Origin of the sequence: Lysinibacillus sp. NPDC056220 (assembly GCF_049315265.1) — a bacterium.
GTDB lineage: Bacteria > Bacillota > Bacilli > Bacillales_A > Planococcaceae > Lysinibacillus > Lysinibacillus pinottii.
The window spans coordinates 448385-471314 of record NZ_JBMOXD010000001.1; the positions used below are offsets into that span (position 1 = coordinate 448385).

A 22930-nucleotide genomic window follows, 5' to 3' on the forward strand; every position below is an offset into this window, starting at 1 on the left:
TAGATCATTCCTTACTTTCTAATATTTCATGAAGCTTTAATCTTAGTTCGTTCAATTGCTCATCGACGCTCACTACTATACGACCATGATTTGTTTCGATATAGCAATCCGTTTCATTGTTCAAATCTTCATTAACAAAAATCATAAATGGTACATCGACCGGGAACATTTCAGCTAATTCATCGCGATTAGCAGTAATTAAAGCGTGATAGGCTGGTGACACATAAATTTTAATTTCTTTCATTTCTCTTGCTTCTTTTAGCCCTCTACGGACAATTGACACAAACAGATCTGGATCACGTTCTAATGACGCGCCAATTATTCGTTCAGCTGTCGTTAAGCCAAGCTCTAAAATCACTGCTTCTTGATCATCAATATATTTTCTAGCATTTTCTTTTGCCTGATTAATCACTTCATTCGCAGTTTGAAGGGACTCGGCCATTGCTTCAGTAGATTTGTTCACACCGTCTTCATAGCCTTGGCCAAATCCTTCGTCATAGGCTTCTTGAACTCGATTCGGTCTTTCTTCTTCCCAACTTAGCTTCAAATGCTCAATCTCTTGAAAATGCATTTGCTTTTCTTGCTCAAACGCTTCGCGTTCGACTTGTAAGGAAGCTCTTGCTTCTGCAAGTAAACGATCTCGCTCAGCCATTATTTCTTCTATTGATAATTGATGTTGGGATGAACCATCTTCACCGTCTTCTAAATCAAGCACTTCAAACATATCCCGGATTTGTATCTCTTTTACATTATCGCTATCGGATTGAGTGTAAATTGAACGGATGATTCTAGACAATGACGTCATCTCCTCCACCACGTGCAATAATAATCTCACCAGCATCTTCTAGGCGACGAATAACAGCAACAATTCGAGATTGTGCCTCCTCTACGTCACGTAAACGTACAGGTCCCATAATTTCCATTTCTTCTTTAAATGTTTCAGCCATACGTTGAGACATATTGCGGAAAATAATATCTTTTACCTCTTCGCTTGATACTTTCATTGAAAGGAGTAAGTCTTCGTTTTCACAATCACGAATAACACGTTGAATGGAACGATTGTCGAGCGTAACGATATCTTCGAATACAAACATGCGTTTTTTGATTTCTTCTGCAAGCTCTGGATCTTGGATTTCAAGCGCATCAAGGATTGTTTTCTCAGTTTGTCGATCAACACCATTAAGAACTTCAACAACTGCATCAATACCACCGGTTTCAGTGTAGTCCTGAGTAACTGTAGATGATAATTTACGCTCTAACACCGATTCTATTTCACTAATGACCTCTGGTGAAGTCGATTCCATTACAGCGATACGTTTTGCAATGTCAGCCTGTACTTCCTGTGGTAACGAAGATAAAATCACTCCCGCTTGCCCCGCTTCTAAATATGAAAGAATCAGGGCAATCGTTTGTGGATGTTCATTTTGAATAAAGTTAAATATTTGTGCTGGATCAGCTCTCCGTGCAAAATCAAACGGTCTCACTTGTAACGATGATGTCAGACGATTAATAATGGTCTGAGCTTGTTCAACACCAAGTGCTTTTTCTAATACTGTTTTCGCATAACCAATACCACCTTGCGTGATATAGTCTTGAGCTAGGGCAATATTGTGGAATTCTTCTATAATCTCTTCCTTAACGTTTGATTCTACTTTTTTAACACTTGAAATTTCTAATGTTAAACGTTCAATTTCTTCCTCTGTTAAATGTTTATAGACTGAAGCTGAAACTTCAGGCCCTAATGAAATTAACAAGAGAGCGGCCTTTTGTTTTCCTGTTAATTCCTTATCTTTCTTGGACACAGCCGAACCTCCTAGTTAGTCTTCAGCAATCCAACTACGCAGTAACTTCGCAAAATCGTCTGGCTTATCTTTTGCCATTTTTTCTAGCTGCTTACGACGCATTGTAGCTTCCGTTTCAATTTCTTCATTAATATCGTCAATCATTAAATCTTCTTGTTCTTCTAGGATACTTAGCTCTTCTTCTTCCTGCGCACGTTTACGAGAGCGGATAATGAAGAATGCTAACAATAAAATAACAGCTAACAGGATACCGCCAATAACCCAAACCCACCAAGGAATTATTGGTTTCTCATCAGCAACTTGTGTGGCCTTACCATATAGAGGCTGAACAGATACCGCTACTTTCTCATCAATTTGCTCTTGAGTAAGCTCAGCTGCCACGTCTTTTGAAATGGTTGTACGTACAATCGTACTTAAAATTTTCTCAATATCTTCACGGACGCCATCTGGTAATGACGCTGCATCTGTTGCTGTTGGTGGTTCAACAATTACTTGAATCCCAATATCTTGCACCTTATAAGGAGCTTCTTGGATATCTTTACGTATACGGTTCACATCATTATTAATCGTCTCTTCTGTACGTTCATAATCACCGTTACCCGATGTACCTTCATTATAAGTAGTAAAGTTATCAGTAGTTGTTTCAGCTTCAGGTGTTCCAGTAGCTGCTCCCGCCCCTGTTCCAGAATATTGCTCAGTAATTCTTTGAGCACTAATGGCGATACCTTCCATGTTTTCTTCATCAACAGGTGTCACAAGATTTTCTTCACGATTTTCTTTCTTGAAGTCAATATCCGTAGTGACAGAAACCATTACTTTATCTTGTCCCATCAACGTACCAAGCATATTTTGTACTTGACGTTGTAAATCACGTTCAACCAACTTTTTCATTTGCAATTGACCTTCAGCAGTTGTTGTTGATGCTCCATCTGTTGTGGCTGCATTTAAGTCAAAGTACTCAGAGAATTGGTTTGAGATTACGATGTTTTCAGTTTTTAAATTCGGAATACTTTTTGACACCAAATTATACATAGTTGTAATTTGCTGCTCTGTAAATTTATATCCTGGATCTGTATTTAATACGATAGATGCAGTTGCATCCTCTTTCACATCTGTTACGAAGACTCCTTCTTCAGGAACAGTAATCATAACCTTTGCATCTTTAACACCTTCAAGGTTTCTAAAAAGCTTAGCGATTTCAGTTTCAGTAGCAGCTTTTTTTAATAGATTAAATTCATTATCTGTCATACCAAACCCTGAACTGTTTGCAAATGAGTAATCAATCGTACCCGTTTGTGGATATCCTTCTGATGCTAATTGCACTAATAAAGAGTCAACTTGCTCCTCAGGCACTAAAATAGATGTTCCGCCTGGCGCAATTTGATATGTTACACCTTGTGAATCCAGTGCTTCTTTTACTTGTCCAATTTCTCTTGTTGATAAATCTTTGTAAAGTGGAACATATGTAGTTTTTGAAGCGAAAAACGTTACAATTGCCGCAAGGGCAATGACGCCTACCAAGGAGCCAATCATAACTATTTTTTGCTTTTTACTTCGACTTTTCCAAAATTGACTGGTGTCGTTTTTTATTTTCGTCAATCGTTCATTCATTATGAATCCTCCGGTTATAGTGAATAACCTAGCCATCAATAAATTGCGAAATTTATGAGCCCACCATTTAGGTAGTCATTAATCTATATTGAGAGGGGTCTCCCCCTCAATAACAGATTAAACGCTCATTCGCATTATTTCTTGGTAAGCTTCAATCACCTTATTGCGAACTTCAATTGTTGCGTTTAATGTAATGCTCGCCTTTTGTGAAGCAATCATTACCTCATGCAATTCCACATTTTCACCTTTAATTAGCTTTTGAGTAAAATTATCGGATGTGATTTGCTGGTCATTAACTTTGGCTATTGCCTCTTTTAACGAGTTCGCGAAGCTTTGTTGAGCTTCATAAGGTGTCGTATTAAGTTTATTTGTTTCATTTACAACCTGAGTAGGTGTCATTAGCGAAACGGACGAAATAGTCATTATGTATCTTCCTTTCTTCTTATTTATTTACCAATCTCTAATGCCTTTGTAAGCATAGATTTATTTGCGTTAAATACTGTTACGTTTGCCTCGTAGGAACGAGTAGCTGACATTAAATCTACCATTTCTTTTAATGGGTCGACATTCGGCAAATTGACATAACCATCTGCATTTGCATCTGGATGAGTTGGATCATAAACAAGTTTGAAAGGTGTTTCTCGGTCTTCTGAAATACGAGTTACTTTCACACCATTACCAACACCGCTTTTGGCGTCTTTCCCAAGTGCCACATTCATAAACTTTGAAAATTGTCCTTCTTGTGCTGTAAACGTTACTGACTTTCGTCGATATGGCTCCCACTCTCCATTAACTTGACGAGCTCGAGTTGTATCCATGTTAGCCATATTAGAAGAGATAACATCCATACGTAATCGTTGGGCAGTTAAAGCTGAGGCAGTGGTATTCATCCCATGGAAAATAGACATCTATTACTTACCTCCTTTAATAACTGTGTTTAATGTGTTTAATTTCCCGTTTACACGATCAATTAAAGCATTGTAGTAAATTTGATTCTCTGCTAATTTCGCTTGTTCAGCATCCATATCTACTGCGTTGCCATTATTTCGGTATCGTAGGTTTTCTATATTATTGACACCAGGTGTAGATTGTCGAATTGTGAAATCATAATGTCTATTGTCAGTTCGATAGGCAGAAATAGCGATACCCTTTTGTTCCGCCAACATTTCCTTAAAACTAACATTTTTCGCCTTATAATTAGGTGTATCGACATTCGCAATATTGTTTGCGATTGTTTTATGATTCAAAGTTGCATAGGAAAGTCCATTTTCCAAGCTACTAATAGTTCCTCCAAATAAATTCAAAACTGTTCACCTCATTTTATTAAATTCTATGTACTTGTTAATATATTCAATAATACAATTGTAATTAAGATGCTACCTAGTGTCTATTGTCTTTTGTCACTTTTTAATAGTATATACGCCCTATTTTTTTATCGCCACAACCGGGACAATACTTCCGCATCCCTTGTAGCTGTAGGCTTTACAAAAGGTTGGTTAACATCTAGTTATTTTACACTATTTCGACAGTGTTTACGATTTTAGTATTAAATTTGCCTTTTTATGAGCTTTATCGCCTTTTAAAATGAAATTAATTTAAGGTCCCATTTTACTAGTTCGACAAATACCTGAATATTCTAATATAAATAACCAACAGTTTATTTACCATTATTCTAAAGTATCACATATTTCATTTTTGTATGCTAATTGTAGTGACAATTTTATGAACGACTTTAGGATAAAAGAAACAAAAAACATCAATATTCTCCAAACTTGTATTTATACAAAAAATAACAAGCTAATGTACGGATAAATTTTCAGTGTAGTGCACAAGAAAAGGCGCCTAGTTTTACCTAGACGCCTTCATTATCTTCTTCAAGAAGTATTATTTCATTTTAATTTCAGCTAATGCATTTAAGAACTTGTCATTTAACACTTTAATATAAGTTCCTTTCATACCTAGAGAGCGAGACTCAATAACACCTGCTGATTCAAGTTTACGTAATGCATTGACGATCACTGAGCGTGTAATGCCAACTCGGTCTGCAATTTTAGAAGCTACAAGTAAACCTTCGTTACCATCAAGCTCTTCAAAAATATGCTCAATAGCTTCTAATTCACTGTACGAAAGTGAATTAATGGCCATTTGTACGACCGCTTTGCTACGAGCTTCCTCTTCAATTTCTTCAGATTTTTCACGTAAAATCTCCATACCAACTACTGTTGCACCATATTCTGCTAGGATTAAATCATCATCTTCAAATTGAGAAGATAAACGAGCAAGGATTAATGTTCCTAAACGTTCCCCACCACCAACAATTGGTACAATTGTTGTTAATGCGTTTTGGAAAAGATCTTTGTTTTCCACAGGGAAAGCAGTATGTTCGTTATGGATATCTAAATTAGAGGATGTTTCTGAAATTGTAAACAAGCTATGTGTGTATTCTTCTGGGAATTGTCTCTCTTCGAACATTTTTTTCATACGCTCATTTTCAATTTGTTGGTGAATTGAAATCCCTAATAATTTACCTTTACGACTTAAAATATAGACATTACTATCAATAATATCTCCTAGTGTGTCAGCCATTTCTTTAAAGTTTACAGGCTTACCAGCAGAAGCTTGAAGCATCGAGTTAATTTTACGTGTTTTTTCTAATAAATTCATTATATGTTCCTCCTATAAATAATCCGAAGAGTATTCACTTAATATTCTAAAGGTTTTTACTACTGAATGATACTGAACAGCTTTATCTTACAATATAAACTGTGACAAATCTTTGTTTTTTACGATACCTGCGAGTTTTTGATCTACATAGGCTGCATTGATCGGTATACTCGCTGGTGCAATTTCAGCTGCTTCAAACGACAGCTCTTCTAGTAAACGTTCTAAAATCGTGTGCAAACGACGGGCTCCGATATTATCTGTTTCCTGATTAACCTCTGTTGCTATTTCCGCAATACGTTCAATGGCATCAGATGTGAAATTGATTTCCACACCTTCTGTTTCTAGCAATGCCTTATACTGCAGAATGAGCGATTGGTCAGGCTCTTGTAAAATACGGACAAAATCTTGTTTTGTTAATTTTTCAAGCTCTACACGAATTGGGAAACGTCCTTGCAATTCCGGAATCAAATCTGAAGGCTTCGACATATGGAACGCACCAGCAGCTATAAATAGCATGTAATCAGTTTTCACAGCCCCGTACTTCGTTGTTACAGTTGAACCTTCTACTATTGGTAAAATATCTCGTTGTACACCCTCACGAGATACATTTGCAGAAGAATTCCCTTCTTTACTAGCTATTTTATCGATTTCATCAATAAAAATAATACCAGTTTGCTCCGCTCTAACAATTGACTCCTGTGCCACTTCATCTGCGTCTATCAACTTATTTGCTTCTTCTATTGTTAAAATACGACGCGCATCCTTTACCTGCACACGGCGTTTTTTCTGTTTTTTAGGCATTAAGCTAGATAGCATATCTTGCATACCATTGTTAGCAGACATATCCATTCCCGTGCCTTGTAATGCATCAAAAATGGATGGAGTTTGTTCTGTTACCTCTACCGTAACCCATTCATTTTCCAATTTGCCATTTCGTAAATCAATAGCAATTTGTGCACGTTTAGAGCGTACTTCCGTCTCATCAGACGACGTATCGTCCGTAGAAGTTTGTTCTTTCCCTCCAAATAACATTTCGAATGGATTTTGCATGCTCTGTTTCTTTCGCAATGATGGGACTAAAAGTTTCACAATAGCTTCATTTGCTAATTGCTCGGCTTGTTCCTTAACTGATTCCATCATTTCTTCTTTTACAAGACGGTGAGAAGCTTCTACTAAGTCACGTACCATTGATTCAACATCGCGACCTACATAACCTACTTCAGTAAATTTTGTCGCTTCCACTTTTACAAAAGGAGCATTTGTAAGCTTCGCAATTCTTCTGGCAATTTCCGTTTTTCCGACACCAGTTGGCCCAATCATCAAAATATTTTTTGGAATAACCTCTGCCTTCATATCCTCATTTAACAGCGAACGACGATAACGGTTGCGCAACGCAATAGCTACAGCTCGCTTAGCTTCATTTTGCCCAACAATATAACGATCTAAATGCTCAGTAATTTGTCTTGGCGTTAAATTTTTTTGCGTCATTAGCTCAGCGCCTCCACGATAATATTATGATTCGTAAATACACAGATCTCAGCAGCAGTTTCTAATGCTGCTTCAGCAATTTCACGAGCAGTCATCGTTTCACCTGCATATTTTTTCAATGCTCTACCCGCTGATAAAGCATAATTTCCACCTGAACCAATGGCCAAAATTCCATCATCGGGTTCAATGACCTCACCAGTACCAGAAACAAGTAGTAGTGTTGTTTTATCCATGACCAATAGCATCGCTTCTAGTTGACGTAGCATTTTATCTCCGCGCCATTGTTTGGCAACCTCTACTGCAGCACGTTGTAAATTACCGTTATATTCATTCAATTTGCCTTCGAACATCTCAAATAGTGTAAATGCATCTGCAACAGAGCCCGCAAATCCTGCCAGAACCTGCCCATTAAACAGACGTCTGACCTTCTTCGCTGTACCTTTCATCACAACTGCATTTCCTAATGTAACTTGACCATCACCAGCCATGGCACAGCCTCCGTTATGATGAACTGCAAATATCGTAGTCGCATGAATTTGTCCCATCTGCTTTCCTCCTTAACTCTATTATGCCCTTGGATGAGCATTCATATATGTTTGACGTAGGTGCTCTTTTGTTACATGTGTGTAAACTTGTGTAGAAGATAAATGCGAGTGGCCCAATAACTCCTGCACCGTTCGCAAATCCGCGCCATTGTTTAATAAATGTGTGGCAAAAGTATGGCGAAGCATGTGTGGGTAAATTTTCGTATGGAGCGAGGCCTTGTCAATCATTTCGTTTAAAACATGACGTACCCCTCGAGGAGTAAGTTCCCCACCTCGCATATTGACAAACAATTGCTGATGATTAGTCTTTTTCATCAATCTAGGACGAGCCTGCTCTATGTAGTCCAGCATTGCTAAACTTGCAAATTGACCAAATGGGATAATTCGTTCTTTTCGACCTTTTCCCATAACTCGTATGATGGAATAATGAAAATCTACATCCTTAACTTGAATGGAAGTCAGCTCACTTACACGAATACCTGTCGCATATAACAGCTCTAATATAGCCATATTTCTCAACGATTTCAAATCATCCCCGGTATTCGCATCAAATAACTGCATCAATTCTTCTTCATAGAAGAAATTTGGTAAACGAGATTCTTTTTTAGGATGATAAAGAGAACGAAATGCCCCATCATCAAATCCATACTGTCTATTTAGAAAGCGGAAGAAGGAGCGTATTGAGGATATTTTTCTAGAAATAGAAGCCCTTGCTCTTTTTTCGTCGTACAACTTTGTTACATAAAGACGTGCATGTATATATTCAACACTCGCTAAATCATTAATTCCTTCCCTTTGTAAGAAGGCCAAAAAATCCAGCAGGTCTGATTCATATTCTCGCACTGTATGAACAGAGAAGTTCTTTTCAACTTGGATGTAAAGCATGAACTGTTCGAGTGCATCTTGGGACGAAACTAACATAGAAAGATTCACCACCAATAATTTATTAATAATTTTCTCAAATGACTGACACTTGTAATATAACGGATAAATAATTCTTTGTCATCTCTTACAAGTTTGTATCGTATTCCATCATTAATAAACATACATATTGACACTATACCTATCTTTGTAAGATAGCAAGTGTAATTAGTTATATTTTGAGAAAATCTCCATACAAAATAATAAAACATGTCTAAGCAAGCATTTTGTCTACAAAAAGAAAAAGCCTCTAAGAGTATAACAACTTTTAGAGGCTTTTGGCAATTAAATTGTTTGTGAATTCACAAAATTATGAATTGTGCTTATTGCGCGTGTTGCATGCATTTCTGCACGCTCCGGCTTTGAACGTCTACCTGGTGGTAACTCAGGAAAAATTCCAAAGTTAACGTTCATTGGTTGGAAGTTTTTCGATTGCGCTTCTGTTATATAACGCGCCATGCTTCCTAACGCCGTTTCGAATGGGAAAATAATCGGTTCTTGTCCCAATGCTAAACGAGCTGCATTTATACCAGCTATTAATCCACTTCCAGCTGATTCCACATATCCTTCGACACCCGTCATTTGACCTGCAAAGAAAATATTCTTTTGTTCACGAAGTTGGTATGTTTTCTCTAACACTTTTGGTGAATTAATAAAAGTATTTCGGTGCATAACACCGTAACGTACAATTTCCACGTTTTCTAATCCTGGGATTAATTGTAATACTTCTTTTTGAGGGCCCCATTTAAGATGTGTTTGGAAGCCAACAATGTTATAAAGAGTACCAGCAGCATCATCTTGGCGTAGTTGTACTACGGCATAAGGACGTTTCCCTGTTTTCGGATCTTCAAGACCGACTGGCTTCATTGGTCCAAATAACATGGTTTTCTCTCCACGAGACGCCATAACTTCGATTGGCATACAGCCCTCAAAGTAAATCTCTTTCTCAAATTCTTTTAATGGGACTACTTCTGCTTCAATTAATGCTTGACGGAAACGATCAAATTCTTCCTTCGTCATCGGGCAGTTTAAATATGCTGCTTCACCCTTATCATAACGAGATTTTAAATAAACCTTATCCATATCTATACTATCTTTTTCAATAATTGGTGCAGCTGCATCATAAAAGTATAAATAATCTAGACCCGTTAAACCTTGAATTTTTTCAGCCAAAGCTTTCGAAGTTAAAGGACCTGTAGCAATAACTGTTATACCTTCAGGAATTTCTGTCACTTCTTCATGAATAACTTCCACAAGTGGATGATTTTTCACTGCCTCTGTCACATAACCTGCAAACTCATGACGGTCTACGGCTAATGCTCCTCCAGCAGGCACAGAACATTGGTCTGCTGCTTTTAAAATGACAGAATCTAAAATACGCATTTCTTCCTTAATAACACCTACAGCATTTGTTAATCCATTTGCGCGTAGTGAGTTAGAACAAACAAGCTCTGCAAATTTATCTGTATGGTGTGCAGGCGTTTGCTTTACTGGACGCATTTCATAGAGTCTTACTTTCACACCTCGTTTTGCTATTTGCCAAGCTGCTTCACTACCTGCTAGCCCCGCTCCTATTACATTTACTACTTGTTCAGTCATGATTTTACCATCTTCCTATCATTGTGTTGGTGCTTCTTCATAGTCACATTTTGTACATTGAATTTGGACACCTTTTTTAATCTTTTTCTCTACTAATAATGCACTACATTTCGGGCATGGTCTACTAATTGGTTTGTCCCAAGATACAAATTCACACTCCGGATATTGATTACAGCCGTAGAATAAACGCTTCGTTTTACTTTTACGCTCTACAATTTCGCCCGTTTCACATGACGGACATTTTACACCAATAGGTTTCATAATAGCTTTTGTATTTCTGCAGTCTGGGAAATTCGAGCAAGCCATAAACTTACCATATCTACCCAGCTTATAGACCATTGGTGATCCGCAAAGCTCACAATCTTCTCCAGCTGGCTCATCTTTTATTACTACTTTTTCCATAGCTTCATCTGCATGTTTAACATGGACTTCAAAGTCTTTATAAAACTCTTCCACAATATTCTTCCATTGACGACTACCTTCTTCAATATCATCTAAATCTTGTTCCATTTGTGCAGTGAATTCGATATTTATGATATCAGGGAAAAATTCTAGTACGAGTTGGTGTACGATTTCACCTAGCTCTGTTGGCATAAAGCGTTTTGCATCTAACACAACATAGCCACGGCGCTGAATTGTATCGAGGGTCGGTGCATATGTGGACGGGCGACCTATACCTAATTCTTCCATCGTTTTAACAAGTCGCGCCTCTGAATAGCGTGGTGGTGGCTGTGTAAAATGCTGCTTAGGTTCAATTTCAAGCGATTTTACTTGATCACCAATTTCCATCTCAGGTAAAAGCTTTGTCGTTTCCTCCGTTTGATCGTCTGTACCTTCGATGTATAGCTTCATAAAACCTGCAAATTTAACTTGTGAGCCGTTCGCACGGAATAAAACATCACCATTTTGAAGATCTACCGCCACAGTATCAAGTATAGCCGGAGCCATTTGGCTTGCAATAAAGCGCTCCCAAATCAAGCGATATAAACGCAACTGGTCACGACTAAGAACTGCCTTTAATTCCTCTGGTGTTCTCATCGTACTTGTTGGACGAATTGCCTCATGGGCGTCCTGCGCATTTGAAGCTTTCTTCGTCTGCTTTATTTCTGTTGCAATATATTCTTTTCCATACTTTGATTCGATGAAAGCAATCGCTTCCGTTTTTGCCGTTTCAGAAATACGTGTGGAATCGGTACGCATATAAGTGATTAACCCGACTGTACCCTCTTTTTTACCAATATCAATACCTTCATATAATTGCTGTGCAAGCATCATTGTTTTCTTTGCTCGGAAATTTAATTTTCGCGCTGCTTCTTGTTGTAACGAAGAGGTTGTAAAGGCTGGTGCAGCATTTCGTTTACGCTCTTTTTTAGAAACATTCACAACATGAAAGTCTGTCCCTTTGACACCCTTTAAAACTGTCTTTACTTGTTCCTCATTCGTTAGCTTAATTTTGTCTTTGCCATTTCCATAGTAAAGTGCATCAAATGATTTTTTACCTTTTTCAAAAGTACCCTCAATTGTCCAATACTCTTCTGGTTGGAAGTTTTTAATTTCATTTTCGCGATCAATAATCATACGCAGCGCTACAGATTGTACACGACCCGCTGATAAACCCTTTTTCACCTTTTTCCAAAGAATTGGGCTGATATTATAGCCAACAAGTCTATCTAATATTCGTCTTGTTTGCTGTGCATCTACTAAATCCATGTTAATAGGACGCGGATTCTTAAATGATTCAAGAATCGCATCTTTCGTAATTTCGTTAAATACAACTCGACAATCCGAGTTAATATCGATATTTAATGCAGTCGCAAGGTGCCAAGCAATTGCTTCTCCCTCGCGGTCTGGATCGGCCGCTAGATAGACTTTCTTTACTTTTTTAGCCGCAGATTTTAATTCCTGTAAAACAGGTCCTTTACCACGAATCGTAATATATTTAGGTTCAAAGTTATTTTCTGCACTCACACCCATTTGGCTACGTGGAAGATCCCTTACGTGTCCAACAGATGCTTTCACCTTATATTTTTTGCCTAAATAACGTTCAATTGTTTTTGCTTTTGCTGGTGATTCTACAATCACTAAATAATCCGCCATCTATGTCTCCCCCTTAGCGAGGTCTTTTACTAAATTTTTAAGTTACCTGTTGCAAAATGTATAACAGATTTTAAGATAATGCAACTTTTTTTCAATTTTTGTTAGAAAACAGGTCTAGTGTTTCAACGATTTGATGACCATTCATTACTGGAATTGCTCCTTCTACAAGTAATTGATTGGTCCCTTTGGACTGTGCTGCATCAATAGGTCCCGGTACCACAAATATATCCTTCCCCTGCTCTAATGCAAGCTCTGCTGTAATAAGCGTACCGCTTTTTATCGCTGCCTCTGTCACAACTAACGCTTGAGCTAAACCACTAATGATTCGATTACGCATCGGGAAATGCCATTTCTCGGGCTTCATATATGGAGGATACTCAGTTATTAATAACTGTTGATCGGCCATATCCATCGCAAGTACTTGATTTTCTCTCGGATAGAGATAATTAAAACCATGTCCAAGCACAGCCATTGTGTGCCCTCCCATATCGATTGTTGCCCTATGTGCCATTGTATCAGCGCCTCTAGCAAGCCCACTTACGACCGTATACCCACATTGAACAAGAGGTGGGACAATTAGGTCTAACGCTCTTTTCGAATACGCTGTAGCCTTCCTAGAGCCTATAATTGCTATCTGTTTCTTGTTTGTTAACAGGGAATATCGACCTTTCACATACAATACAGTAGGAGGACTGGATATTTCAAATAATTGCGCCGGGAAATAAGGATGATAAAAAGGTATGGGGAAAATATTGGCCCGTGTATAGGCCTCTTCAAATGGGATTGTCATAATTTGTCGAAAGCTTCGGGAAATTTGTAATGCTTTATGTGCCGATATTTGTAAAATATTCGCGATTTCACCATAATGAGCTTCTTCAAAAGTGTTTAAAACGTTCACTGGGGACAATAATCGTTGAAGTTTTTGAAGAGGTAAAGGATATACATAATGCAAAGCTAGTAATCTCTGTGTATCTACTGCAAGAATCATTTTACAAACCTCCTTTATAATAGAAGAAAGTAAATGACCGAATGGTGTTTTGAACACAACTTTGTGTGTAATTTTCAATACAGGAAATAGGAAATTGATAATGAAGGAAGATAAACAGTGTATAAATAAGGAAAAAGATGTAGCCACTATGTGCTACATCTTCCATTTTAATGGGTTTTACACTTTTCGTATAGCCCTTTTTCTTTAATTACTTTAATAAGTGTTTCACCAATAACAGATGGTGTTTCTGCTACCTCAATGCCTGCCGCATTCATAGCTTTAATTTTCTCTGCAGCTGTTCCTTTACCGCCAGAAATGATAGCACCTGCGTGCCCCATACGTTTACCTGGAGGTGCAGTTTGTCCACCAATAAAGCCAACGACAGGTTTCGTCATATTGGCTTGAATCCATGCAGCCGCTTCTTCCTCAGCTGTACCACCGATTTCACCAATCATAACTACTGCATATGTTTCTGGGTCATTATTAAACGCATCAAGTACATCGATGAAGTTTGTACCATTTACAGGGTCTCCACCAATCCCAACAGCTGTTGTTTGACCAATACCAGCTTGTGTTAATTGATGTACTGCTTCATACGTTAATGTACCAGAACGAGATACAACTCCTACATGACCTTTTGTATGGATATAGCCAGGCATGATACCGATTTTACATTCATCAGCTGTAATAACACCCGGACAGTTCGGACCTACTAGGCGAGTCTTTTTACCTTCCATGTAACGTTTAACTTTCACCATATCAAGAACCGGAATATGTTCTGTAATACAGATTGTTAATTCTAATTCAGCATCAACAGCTTCTAAGATTGCATCTGCTGCAAACGGAGCAGGAACGTAGATAACTGAAGTTGTCGCGCCTGTTGCAGCTACAGCTTCTGCCACTGTATTGAAAACAGGAACTCCTTCGATTTCAAGTCCACCTTTACCTGGTGTTACACCTGCTACGATCTTAGTACCATACTCAAGCATTTGCTTCGTATGGAAAAGAGCTGTTTCGCCCGTAATCCCTTGTACAATTACCTTCGTATCTTTGTTAATAAATACAGCCATTGTTCTCCCTGCCTTCCTTAGCCTACTAGTCCCACAATTTTTTGTGCACCGTCAGCCATTGAATCCGCTGCAACGATGTTTAAACCAGATGCATTTAAAATTTCTTTTCCAAGTTCTACATTCGTACCTTCTAAACGTACAACTAGTGGCACAGCTAAACCGATTTCTTTAGCAGCTGTCACAACACCCTCAGCGATAATGTTACATTTCATAATTCCGCCAAAAATGTTTACAAAAATGCCTTTTACGTGTGGATCAGAAAGGATAATTTTGAAAGCTTCAGTTACTTTTTCAGCTGTTGCACCGCCCCCTACATCAAGGAAGTTGGCCGGGCTACCGCCGTAGTAGCTAATTGTGTCCATAGTCGCCATAGCAAGACCAGCACCATTAACCATACAGCCAATGTTACCATCTAATGAAATATAGCTTAAATCATATTTTGATGCTTCGATTTCTTTTGGATCTTCTTCATCGAAATCGCGTAATTCGACAATATCTTTATGTCGGTATAATGCATTGGCATCAAAATTGAACTTAGCATCTAGTGCTACTACCTCGCCTTGTCCAGTTACAACAAGTGGATTAATTTCAACAATTGATGCATCTTTGTCGATAAATGCTTGATATAAACCTAACATTAATTTAACAGCTTTCCCTACAAGGTTTGCTGGAATATTCATATTAAACGCCATACGACGTGCTTGGAAACTTGTTAATCCAACCACTGGATCAACTACTTCTTTGAAGATTTTTTCCGGATTTGTTTCCGCTACTTCTTCAATATCCATACCGCCTTCTTCGGATCCCATCATTGTAACGCGGGAAGTTGCACGGTCTAAAACTAAACTTAAATAGTATTCTTTTTGGATATCAGAACCTTCTTCAATATATAAGCGTTTTACTTCTTTTCCCTCAGGACCTGTTTGATGAGTCACTAAAATTTTCCCTAATAATTCTTTTGCGTACGTACGTACCTCATCAAGGTTTTTAGCGATTTTTACACCACCTGCTTTACCGCGTCCACCTGCATGAATTTGCGCCTTGACTACAGTTACATTAGAGCCAAGTTCCTTCGCTACTTTCACTGCTTCATCAGGGGAAAAAGCAACTTTTCCGTTTGGTACAGCTACACCATATTTTCTCAGAATCTCTTTCCCTTGATATTCATGGATATTCATAATACATCCTCCCATCAAACATTTGCATAGAATTGTTTTACTAACATAGTCTATTCTAACGAAACATTCTGATAAAGTCTACACTTTGTCTTTTGTTCGAATTTTCTCTATTATTATGACGCATTCTTCTATTTTGTGTACTAAAACAGCTTGCAAAAATAATCAGAATACTTCATTTTTTCTATATTTTCGCGCATGTTCTTGATCCAAACGATAAATAAAAGCAAAAACCTCTGCCACAGCCTGATATAATTCCTCAGGAATAGACTCGTTTAAATCTAATTGACCAAGCAGTTGAACTAGGTTAGGATCCTCATAAATCGGCACATTATGCTCATTAGCCCTTGCCAAAATGTTCTCGGCAATTTTCCCTTTTCCCTTTGCTACAACAGTTGGACTATCGAATTGACCAAGTTTATACGTTAACGCAATTGCCTCTTTACGGGTGAATTTTTCTTCGCTCATACGCGGATATCCACCCCACTCTGTTCCTCTTGCTGTTCTATTACAGGACTACTTTTGACCACTTGCCCCTTGTCAAATTGCTTCATAAAAACGCCTGATAATTGATAATTTTTCTCTGCCAGCCCATTTTTTAATGCTGCCTTTAGTGGTTCTGCAAGAGATTGAATCTCCAAATATTCATTAAAGACCGTTACTGTAACCACTCGATTTTGAACCTGCATATCAATGACCGTTTCTTGCATGGAGGCCATTTGTAAATAAAATAATACCCTTGCATAGTTGGCATCAATCTTACCATCATCCTTCATGCGACCATTCCATTGCAATGTTGCATCCATTCTCTTACCGAAAAACTCAAGCGGTACTTGCATAATTAATTGATGTTGGTGTCCATTTTCTCCTGAAGATAGTTGCATCCCATTCATTCGTGTCATTAGCATTTCTGCCGCTTCCTTCAATTGCGGTGTCATATTAGTTTCCTGCAATAATGTATGAAGCTGTGGTTTTAATTGATGTGCAATCATTTGTAAATCCGCTGATTTATTTCCGAGTGTCGCCTCATAGCTTACCCCTAAATTTTTCAATACCGTTTTCATAGCATGCTCCATTGCCTTACTATCCATCGAATTTTGAACAAGAGCGTCTGCTTGTGTCACTATTTGTTGAACAAAGGGCTGTGAAGAAGCGATGCTATTTTTTACGAGATTACGCATCAGGGCTTCATTTTGTAATGGAGAAGCTACCTCTTGCTTTACTAAAGACAGTAGATGATCTTTTACTGACAGTCCTTTTATGTCCTGTGTAAATAAATGATTAGACATATTTTGCGAAAAGGCTTTTAATAATTGATCTTGCATTTGCTTAGCAAAAATATCTAATGTTTGCTTGGTAACAGGCAATTGATTAAAACGATCAATTAGTTGATTAATCTGTTGCTTTTGATCATTTGTTAAAAAGTGCTGATTGGTTGTCCATGATTTAAGCTGTTCAATCAGCTGAGCAGCATTTTCAGGCTTCGTTGTTAGGATAGCTTGAACGACTTGACCCGCTTGCTGCATTTGCTGAGAAGCTTTTGCATCGTTCATACTTGACCAATTTTGCAATGTAGCCTGATTCGGTATTATCCCAGACTCCTTTAAGATCGACAGAGCTTGCATTTTTTCACTGGTTGTAGCGGTATTATTTGTTAAATTTTCGAGAACTTTCGCAAGAACCACGCTACCCGTTTCTACTTCAAATGGCTTTGCAATAGCTTGTACTTGTTGCATTAAATTTTGCTTAAGCTGTTCAGGTAAGGCTGTATCTCTTGCTAGAAGCTGTGCAAAGTTTTCCATAATAGCCGCCATGCCAGAAGTCTTCTGTCCACTAATTAGCGCTTGAAAGACCTCATTAGTCATGGGCATTTTAAGCTCTATCATTTTTTGAATCGTTTGCAAAGCATCCATTTTAGATATACCTTCTGGTAATGCCTTTAACCACATTTCAGCTTGTAATAGCTGATCTTTTGAAATAGGTAGCTCCGCCTTCATAAAATGTCCTAATAATTGCTGCATCTCTGCTGTCTTAGGTAAATTCATGGATTCTAATAGCTGATTAATTTGCTGGCTTGGTGAAGTGGTGGGCGTCATCGGTCCTGACACCACTTTTAATTCTGCTTGTGGGTCTGTTCCTGTTACCTGGAAAAAATGGGCATCCCCAGCTTTTAATGGAACTTCAAGTTTAGCTATAAATTTTTGATTTCCTACTTGTATCTCTGCCATTTGATCAGGGTATAATTTCTTAATCGTTCCATGAAATACTTGCCCTTGTTTTAAGGCAAGTGGTTGATTACTTGCAGTTATTTGATTTTGTTGCATCTGGATTGGATTAAATGATGTGGCTGTCATATAAGATACTCCTTTCATCAATTACTCCTTCGGTAATTGGTACTAACGTATTATTCAAACATGGATTTGATCGGCTCGAACGATTTACGATGGTGTATCGTTGGTCCGTATTCTTCTAGTGCCTTTAAATGCTGCTTTGTACCATAGCCTGCATGTTGTGCAAAACCATACATAGGAAAATCTTTATCTAATTGTTCCATGTAATCATCTCGGGCTGTTTTAGCTAGAATGGAGGCTGCTGCTATTGCTAAGCTTTTGGCATCTCCTTTAATGATGGAATCCTGAGGGATAGCCATAGGTAATGTCATGGCATCTACTAAAACGTAATCAGGTTTTCTCGATAACGATTCCACACTTGCCTTCATAGATTGTTTGGTCGCCTCATAAATATTAAGCTCGTCTATTTGTTGAGCCGATTGGAAGTGAATAAAATAACTAATAGCATGTTTTTTAATTAAAGCGGCAAAGGCATTTCGTTTATCCTTCGATAATTGCTTAGAATCATTCAAACCAACTAGAGCCTCACTATTTGTTGGCAAAATTACAGCTGCTGTAACGACGGGCCCCGCTAGAGGACCACGCCCCGCCTCATCTACACCTGCAATTAATGCATCTATTCCCCCATAGCTTAAATCGAATGCCACTTTTTCTTGATGTTCCTGAATCAATTGCCGCTTTTTGTCTTGCTTCTTCTGCCAAGTAAGCCAAGCCTTTTGGACACCTACTCGTTCATCTTCCGCAATACCCGACATCCACTCTTGCCATTCTTCCGCATCTTTTAGTGCAACTGTAATTTCTTTAATACTTTTCACTTTCTTACTCCTTCTTGCCTCTACGCATTAAACCTAAATCCATTTCAGTCATTATGTAGCTCAGATTTTTCCTCTATATAATTATTATCGGTAGAAAAATTCATTCCTAAAAGAAAAACTGCCACAAAGAGGGTGTGACAGTTTCCAAAACTTTTTATTGTTCCGATTCTTTTTCTAGTTGTTCATTAACAAAATCAAATGTTAATTTGCCTAATTGCAAGCCACGAATATCTCGCACGATTAGTTGAGCTACTTGATCATAATCAATTTCTCCACCTGCACCAAACACACGTCGAAGTTTCCCAATATGGTCAAAAGTTTCAACCAAGTCTTCATGGATGAACCCAAAGCCGTAACGCTCCTCCATACGCTTTGGATAATGAACGGATAAGAAGCGTAAGCCATATACTGCTAAGTCTTCCATGTTTGTTATGGTGTCTTTAATAGCACCCGTTAAAGCTAATTTAAAGCCTACTTCTTGATCTTCGAATTTTGGCCATAAAATCCCTGGCGTATCTAATAGCTCAAGTTCTTTCCCAACCTTAATCCATTGCTGCGCCTTTGTTACACCTGGGGTATTCCCCGTTTTAGCAATATTTTTTTTCGCCAAGCGATTAATCAATGTGGACTTCCCAACATTCGGTATTCCAACAATCATTGCACGAATAGCTCTAGGCTTCATCCCTTTTGCTTTCATGCGATCAAACTTTTCTTTTAATATTTCCTGTGCTGCTTTCGTTACTTGTTGTAAGCCTTTACCCTCAAGCGAGTTAATAGCGACTGCTTTATGACCACGCTGTGCAAAATATTCTACCCATTTACGTGTTTCTTGCTCGTCTGCCATATCTGCCTTATTCAAAACTAATAAACGAGGTTTTTGATTGATGACTTCGTCAATCATTGGATTACGAGACGATAAAGGTAAACGTGCGTCTATTAACTCAAATATAATATCAACAAGCTTTAATTTTTCCGTTACTTCACGTCGGGCCTTTGCCATATGCCCTGGAAACCATTGAATTGTCACTGCTGTGCCTCCTAAACTAAAAGAAAAAGGGAGTTCCTAAACGCTCCCTTTCTTGCATTACTTTACAATTTTTATGTCATTAAACGGCCAGAAAATCAAACTTGTGTTGCCGATGATTTCCTTTTGATCTACTAGACCAATATGTCGACTGTCTTTACTATTTCGACGATTATCCCCCATGACAAAAACATACCCTTTTGGAATCTCATCTAATGAAACATCGATGTCTTTTAAGGTAAAGTCTTCTGTTAATGTTCCCCCTGTAATTTGAGCTTTATAAGCATCTAAATAGGGCTCATCAATTGGCTCACCGTTGATATATAATTGATCATCTTTATATTCCAGTGAATCTCCTGGCAATCCAATTACACGTTTAATGTAATTTTTTTGTTCAGGTGCATGAAACACAACAATATCAAAGCGTTTCGGTTCACCAATTTTATAACCAATTTTATTCACAATCATGCGGTCGCCATCTTCAAGGGTTGGCATCATGGACTCACCATCAACTGCAATTGGTGTAAATAAAAAATATCGTATAATTGCAGCAATCGCAAATGCAATTAATAGCGCTTTTGTCCATTCCCATAATTCATTCTTTTCTTTCACCTGTTTTTCCATTGAGAAATGCCCCCTTGTCTAACACTATTTTAGTTGATAGGGAATTAAGATGACAAGCAAAAAGAAAAGGAGCTTGCGTACAAGCCCCTCACTTTTAAGTCATAATTATCGAATTTCTTTAATACGAGCAGCTTTACCACGTAGGTTACGTAGGTAGTAAAGTTTAGCACGACGTACTTTACCACGACGTACAACTTCTAAGTTAGCGATTTTTGGTGTGTGTACAGGGAATGTACGCTCAACACCTACACCGTAAGAAATTTTACGAACTGTGAAAGTTTCGCTAATACCGCCACCACGACGTTTAATTACTACACCTTCGAAAAGCTGGATACGTTCACGAGTACCCTCTACTACTTTCACGTGTACCTTAACAGTATCACCAGGACGGAAAGCAGGTAGATCCGTGCGAAGTTGAGATTTTGTAATTTCTGTAATAATGTTTGACATTGTTTTCTCTCCTTAGACAGATGCTCTTGCACGCAATCTAATGCCACAGCGGAACACCGTAATTCAGTACTTCACATAGAAGTACAGATTAAATGTTATCATAAATATACTAGGCAATCAAGCATCTTGTTGATTGTTTTTAAGTTTTTCTAAATACAATTTTTGCTTGTCAGTTAAAGGATATAGATCAAGTAAATCAGGACGACGTTCAAAGGTTCTTTTCAACGATTGCTCCTCACGCCATTGCTCAATTTTTGCGTGATTGCCCGATAATAAAACATCTGGCACCTTCATTCCTCGAAATTCTGCTGGTCGAGTATAATGAGGATGCTCTAAGAGACCAGTTGAAAAGGAATCTTGTATATGTGAATCTTCTTGGCCTAATACACCTGGTAATAGGCGTACAACACTATCGATAACCGTCATGGCTCCTAGTTCTCCACCTGTTAAAACGAAATCCCCAATAGAAATTTCATCTGTTACAAGGTGCTGGCGTATACGTTCATCATAGCCTTCATAGTGACCACATAAAAAGACTAATTCCTTCTCTTGTGACAATTCTTCTGCTTTTTTTTGGGTGAATCGTTCTCCTTGAGGGCACATTAAAATGATGCGTGGTTGTTTTCCTGCACAAATTGCTTCTACAGCGCTAAACATCGGCTCAGGCTTTAAAACCATGCCTGCTCCGCCACCATATGGATAGTCGTCAACTTGATTGTGCTTATTCCCCGAAAATGTACGGATGTCGGTTACCTCTAGCTTGACCGCATTTTTTTCTTGAGCTTTCTTTAAAATAGAAGCCCCGAAAACACCTGAGAACATATCGGGAAAAAGGCTCAGCACATGAATATTCATCATAATAAACCTTCCATTACGTGAATGACAATTTTCTTCTCATCCACATCAATATCTTTCACGATATCTTCTATATAAGGGATATAATGCTCCTTCTTTGAGCCTTTAACCACCCATACATCATTAGCACCCGTTTGTAGAATATCGTTCACAACACCAATTGTTTCGCCTTCTTCAGAAACAACTGTACAACCTATAATCTCATGGAAAAAGAATTCATTTTCTTCCAGGAGATCATCAGTCATTTGATCTTTTGTCACTTTTAACAAACCTTCTTTAAACGGCTCGACCAAATTGATGTTATTCATGCCTTCGAATGTTAATAAAATAAAGTTTTTATGACGACGCACAGATTGAATCGTTACCCAAGTTGGCTTTTTATCGTCCTTTTTAAAGGCAGCAAGCTTATTCCCTACCGCAAAACGCTCTTTTTCAAAGTCTGTTGTCGATAATATACGCACCTCTCCTCGAATACCGTGTGTATTGACAATTCGACCTACATTAAACCATTCCATTCAACTATCACCTCATTAAAACGTACTACTCTCTCCAATTGCATTCGCTTTCTACCTTTTCCCGTAGTTAGCAAATTTACTTCGGAAAAATGTAGGTTCAGCTAAGACAATCAATTGTCTCGTCCATATTAATATAATCAATTGCCTCTAGCTGTAATCTTAGTTAAAACTTTATGCCCTGTTTTTCCTAAATAAAAAGAACAATTCTAGGCGAAATAAAGAAAAAAGGAAGGAACCTACAAGCTCCCTCCTTCTTAGTCCAGATATTACGCTTCATGCTAAAGGCCACTTCGAACTCCTAAGCGACATGTAAACACACCTATCAGGACTCAATTG

The 22930-nt window shown here is 38.1% G+C and carries 23 protein-coding genes; all 23 read right to left on the bottom strand.

The features are described from left to right. Nucleotides 1-4: 4 nt before the first annotated feature. Complete coding sequence (fliH, locus tag ACOZBY_RS02215; protein WP_036160963.1) at nucleotides 5-796, bottom strand: flagellar assembly protein FliH; 792 nt, start codon at nucleotides 794-796, stop codon at nucleotides 5-7. Continuing rightward, nucleotides 789-1802 (bottom strand): flagellar motor switch protein FliG, encoded by a 1014-nt coding sequence (gene fliG / locus ACOZBY_RS02220; RefSeq protein WP_008180783.1) that lies wholly within the window; start codon nucleotides 1800-1802, stop codon nucleotides 789-791. Before fliG ends, fliH begins: the two co-directional genes overlap by 8 nt. A 15-nt stretch (nucleotides 1803-1817) precedes the next feature. After that, the gene (fliF, locus tag ACOZBY_RS02225) at nucleotides 1818-3413 is read right to left on the bottom strand and encodes a flagellar basal-body MS-ring/collar protein FliF (RefSeq protein ID WP_012293260.1); all 1596 of its coding nucleotides are present in this window, start codon (nucleotides 3411-3413) and stop codon (nucleotides 1818-1820) included. Nucleotides 3414-3530: 117 nt separating this feature from the next. Then, nucleotides 3531-3836: a flagellar hook-basal body complex protein FliE gene (gene fliE, locus ACOZBY_RS02230; RefSeq protein ID WP_025113930.1), complete on the bottom strand. Its 306-nt coding sequence runs from the start codon at nucleotides 3834-3836 to the stop codon at nucleotides 3531-3533. A gap of 23 nt (nucleotides 3837-3859) precedes the next feature. Then, nucleotides 3860-4321: a flagellar basal body rod protein FlgC gene (gene flgC, locus ACOZBY_RS02235; protein WP_012293259.1), complete on the bottom strand. Its 462-nt coding sequence runs from the start codon at nucleotides 4319-4321 to the stop codon at nucleotides 3860-3862. Nucleotides 4322-4324: 3 nt separating this feature from the next. Then, entirely contained in the window at nucleotides 4325-4717 is a 393-nt protein-coding gene (gene flgB, locus ACOZBY_RS02240; protein ID WP_012293258.1) for a flagellar basal body rod protein FlgB, read from the bottom strand. A 580-nt stretch (nucleotides 4718-5297) separates the two neighbouring features. After that, nucleotides 5298-6077, bottom strand: coding sequence for a GTP-sensing pleiotropic transcriptional regulator CodY (gene codY / locus ACOZBY_RS02245; RefSeq protein WP_012293257.1), 780 nt, complete (start codon nucleotides 6075-6077; stop codon nucleotides 5298-5300). Nucleotides 6078-6164: 87 nt separating this feature from the next. Beyond that, nucleotides 6165-7565 carry an ATP-dependent protease ATPase subunit HslU gene (gene hslU, locus ACOZBY_RS02250; RefSeq protein WP_012293256.1) on the bottom strand — a complete coding sequence of 467 codons (1401 nt, stop codon included), beginning with the start codon at nucleotides 7563-7565 and terminating at the stop codon, nucleotides 6165-6167. Next, the gene (hslV, locus tag ACOZBY_RS02255) at nucleotides 7565-8110 is read right to left on the bottom strand and encodes an ATP-dependent protease subunit HslV (RefSeq protein WP_008181271.1); all 546 of its coding nucleotides are present in this window, start codon (nucleotides 8108-8110) and stop codon (nucleotides 7565-7567) included. Before hslV ends, hslU begins: the two co-directional genes overlap by 1 nt. Before the next feature lie 21 nt (nucleotides 8111-8131). Further along, nucleotides 8132-9031 carry a tyrosine recombinase XerC gene (gene xerC / locus ACOZBY_RS02260; protein ID WP_012293255.1) on the bottom strand — a complete coding sequence of 300 codons (900 nt, stop codon included), beginning with the start codon at nucleotides 9029-9031 and terminating at the stop codon, nucleotides 8132-8134. Between the two features lie 285 nt (nucleotides 9032-9316). Then, nucleotides 9317-10630, bottom strand: a complete 1314-nt coding sequence (gene trmFO, locus ACOZBY_RS02265) for an FADH(2)-oxidizing methylenetetrahydrofolate--tRNA-(uracil(54)-C(5))-methyltransferase TrmFO (RefSeq protein ID WP_012293254.1) — start codon at nucleotides 10628-10630, stop codon at nucleotides 9317-9319. Nucleotides 10631-10648: 18 nt separating this feature from the next. Continuing rightward, complete coding sequence (topA, locus tag ACOZBY_RS02270) at nucleotides 10649-12727, bottom strand: type I DNA topoisomerase (RefSeq protein ID WP_031418983.1); 2079 nt, start codon at nucleotides 12725-12727, stop codon at nucleotides 10649-10651. Nucleotides 12728-12818: 91 nt separating this feature from the next. Next, a complete protein-coding gene (gene dprA / locus ACOZBY_RS02275; RefSeq protein ID WP_012293253.1) occupies nucleotides 12819-13715 on the bottom strand; it encodes a DNA-processing protein DprA in 897 nt (298 codons plus the stop codon). Between the two features lie 167 nt (nucleotides 13716-13882). Then, nucleotides 13883-14785 carry a succinate--CoA ligase subunit alpha gene (gene sucD / locus ACOZBY_RS02280; protein ID WP_012293252.1) on the bottom strand — a complete coding sequence of 301 codons (903 nt, stop codon included), beginning with the start codon at nucleotides 14783-14785 and terminating at the stop codon, nucleotides 13883-13885. Between the two features lie 17 nt (nucleotides 14786-14802). Then, on the bottom strand, nucleotides 14803-15963 hold the full coding sequence (gene sucC, locus ACOZBY_RS02285) for an ADP-forming succinate--CoA ligase subunit beta (RefSeq protein WP_025113922.1): 1161 nt from the start codon (nucleotides 15961-15963) through the stop codon (nucleotides 14803-14805). Between the two features lie 162 nt (nucleotides 15964-16125). Continuing rightward, a complete protein-coding gene (locus tag ACOZBY_RS02290) occupies nucleotides 16126-16428 on the bottom strand; it encodes an EscU/YscU/HrcU family type III secretion system export apparatus switch protein (RefSeq protein ID WP_012293250.1) in 303 nt (100 codons plus the stop codon). Continuing rightward, nucleotides 16425-18314 (bottom strand): hypothetical protein, encoded by a 1890-nt coding sequence (locus ACOZBY_RS02295; RefSeq protein WP_036160958.1) that lies wholly within the window; start codon nucleotides 18312-18314, stop codon nucleotides 16425-16427. The genes ACOZBY_RS02290 and ACOZBY_RS02295 overlap by 4 nt, the downstream gene beginning before the upstream one ends. Nucleotides 18315-18364: 50 nt before the next feature. Beyond that, complete coding sequence (locus ACOZBY_RS02300; protein WP_012293248.1) at nucleotides 18365-19126, bottom strand: ribonuclease HII; 762 nt, start codon at nucleotides 19124-19126, stop codon at nucleotides 18365-18367. Nucleotides 19127-19280: 154 nt separating this feature from the next. Further along, nucleotides 19281-20153: a ribosome biogenesis GTPase YlqF gene (ylqF, locus tag ACOZBY_RS02305; protein ID WP_012293247.1), complete on the bottom strand. Its 873-nt coding sequence runs from the start codon at nucleotides 20151-20153 to the stop codon at nucleotides 19281-19283. 57 nt (nucleotides 20154-20210) lie between these two features. Further along, nucleotides 20211-20774 (bottom strand): signal peptidase I, encoded by a 564-nt coding sequence (gene lepB / locus ACOZBY_RS02310; RefSeq protein ID WP_012293246.1) that lies wholly within the window; start codon nucleotides 20772-20774, stop codon nucleotides 20211-20213. A gap of 105 nt (nucleotides 20775-20879) precedes the next feature. Next, complete coding sequence (rplS, locus tag ACOZBY_RS02315) at nucleotides 20880-21224, bottom strand: 50S ribosomal protein L19 (RefSeq protein ID WP_008181294.1); 345 nt, start codon at nucleotides 21222-21224, stop codon at nucleotides 20880-20882. Between the two features lie 117 nt (nucleotides 21225-21341). Then, a complete protein-coding gene (gene trmD / locus ACOZBY_RS02320) occupies nucleotides 21342-22079 on the bottom strand; it encodes a tRNA (guanosine(37)-N1)-methyltransferase TrmD (protein WP_025113917.1) in 738 nt (245 codons plus the stop codon). After that, a complete protein-coding gene (rimM, locus tag ACOZBY_RS02325; protein ID WP_031418980.1) occupies nucleotides 22079-22594 on the bottom strand; it encodes a ribosome maturation factor RimM in 516 nt (171 codons plus the stop codon). The genes trmD and rimM overlap by 1 nt, the downstream gene beginning before the upstream one ends. Nucleotides 22595-22930: the final 336 nt, after the last annotated feature.

What these genes read in the sequence shown, in the direction of transcription:
- dprA (WP_012293253.1), bottom strand. Translation starts at nt 13,715, where the DNA reads ATGATTCTTGCAGTAGATACACAGAGATTACTAGCTTTGCATTATGTA.
- trmD (WP_025113917.1), bottom strand. Translation starts at nt 22,079, where the DNA reads ATGAATATTCATGTGCTGAGCCTTTTTCCCGATATGTTCTCAGGTGTT.
- rimM (WP_031418980.1), bottom strand. Translation starts at nt 22,594, where the DNA reads ATGGAATGGTTTAATGTAGGTCGAATTGTCAATACACACGGTATTCGA.
- lepB (WP_012293246.1), bottom strand. Translation starts at nt 20,774, where the DNA reads ATGGAAAAACAGGTGAAAGAAAAGAATGAATTATGGGAATGGACAAAA.
- rplS (WP_008181294.1), bottom strand. Translation starts at nt 21,224, where the DNA reads ATGTCAAACATTATTACAGAAATTACAAAATCTCAACTTCGCACGGAT.
- ACOZBY_RS02290 (WP_012293250.1), bottom strand. Translation starts at nt 16,428, where the DNA reads ATGAGCGAAGAAAAATTCACCCGTAAAGAGGCAATTGCGTTAACGTAT.
- fliF (WP_012293260.1), bottom strand. Translation starts at nt 3,413, where the DNA reads ATGAATGAACGATTGACGAAAATAAAAAACGACACCAGTCAATTTTGG.
- flgC (WP_012293259.1), bottom strand. Translation starts at nt 4,321, where the DNA reads ATGTCTATTTTCCATGGGATGAATACCACTGCCTCAGCTTTAACTGCC.
- codY (WP_012293257.1), bottom strand. Translation starts at nt 6,077, where the DNA reads ATGAATTTATTAGAAAAAACACGTAAAATTAACTCGATGCTTCAAGCT.
- sucC (WP_025113922.1), bottom strand. Translation starts at nt 15,963, where the DNA reads ATGAATATCCATGAATATCAAGGGAAAGAGATTCTGAGAAAATATGGT.
- topA (WP_031418983.1), bottom strand. Translation starts at nt 12,727, where the DNA reads ATGGCGGATTATTTAGTGATTGTAGAATCACCAGCAAAAGCAAAAACA.
- hslU (WP_012293256.1), bottom strand. Translation starts at nt 7,565, where the DNA reads ATGACGCAAAAAAATTTAACGCCAAGACAAATTACTGAGCATTTAGAT.
- ACOZBY_RS02295 (WP_036160958.1), bottom strand. Translation starts at nt 18,314, where the DNA reads ATGACAGCCACATCATTTAATCCAATCCAGATGCAACAAAATCAAATA.
- trmFO (WP_012293254.1), bottom strand. Translation starts at nt 10,630, where the DNA reads ATGACTGAACAAGTAGTAAATGTAATAGGAGCGGGGCTAGCAGGTAGT.
- fliE (WP_025113930.1), bottom strand. Translation starts at nt 3,836, where the DNA reads ATGACTATTTCGTCCGTTTCGCTAATGACACCTACTCAGGTTGTAAAT.
- xerC (WP_012293255.1), bottom strand. Translation starts at nt 9,031, where the DNA reads ATGTTAGTTTCGTCCCAAGATGCACTCGAACAGTTCATGCTTTACATC.
- hslV (WP_008181271.1), bottom strand. Translation starts at nt 8,110, where the DNA reads ATGGGACAAATTCATGCGACTACGATATTTGCAGTTCATCATAACGGA.
- sucD (WP_012293252.1), bottom strand. Translation starts at nt 14,785, where the DNA reads ATGGCTGTATTTATTAACAAAGATACGAAGGTAATTGTACAAGGGATT.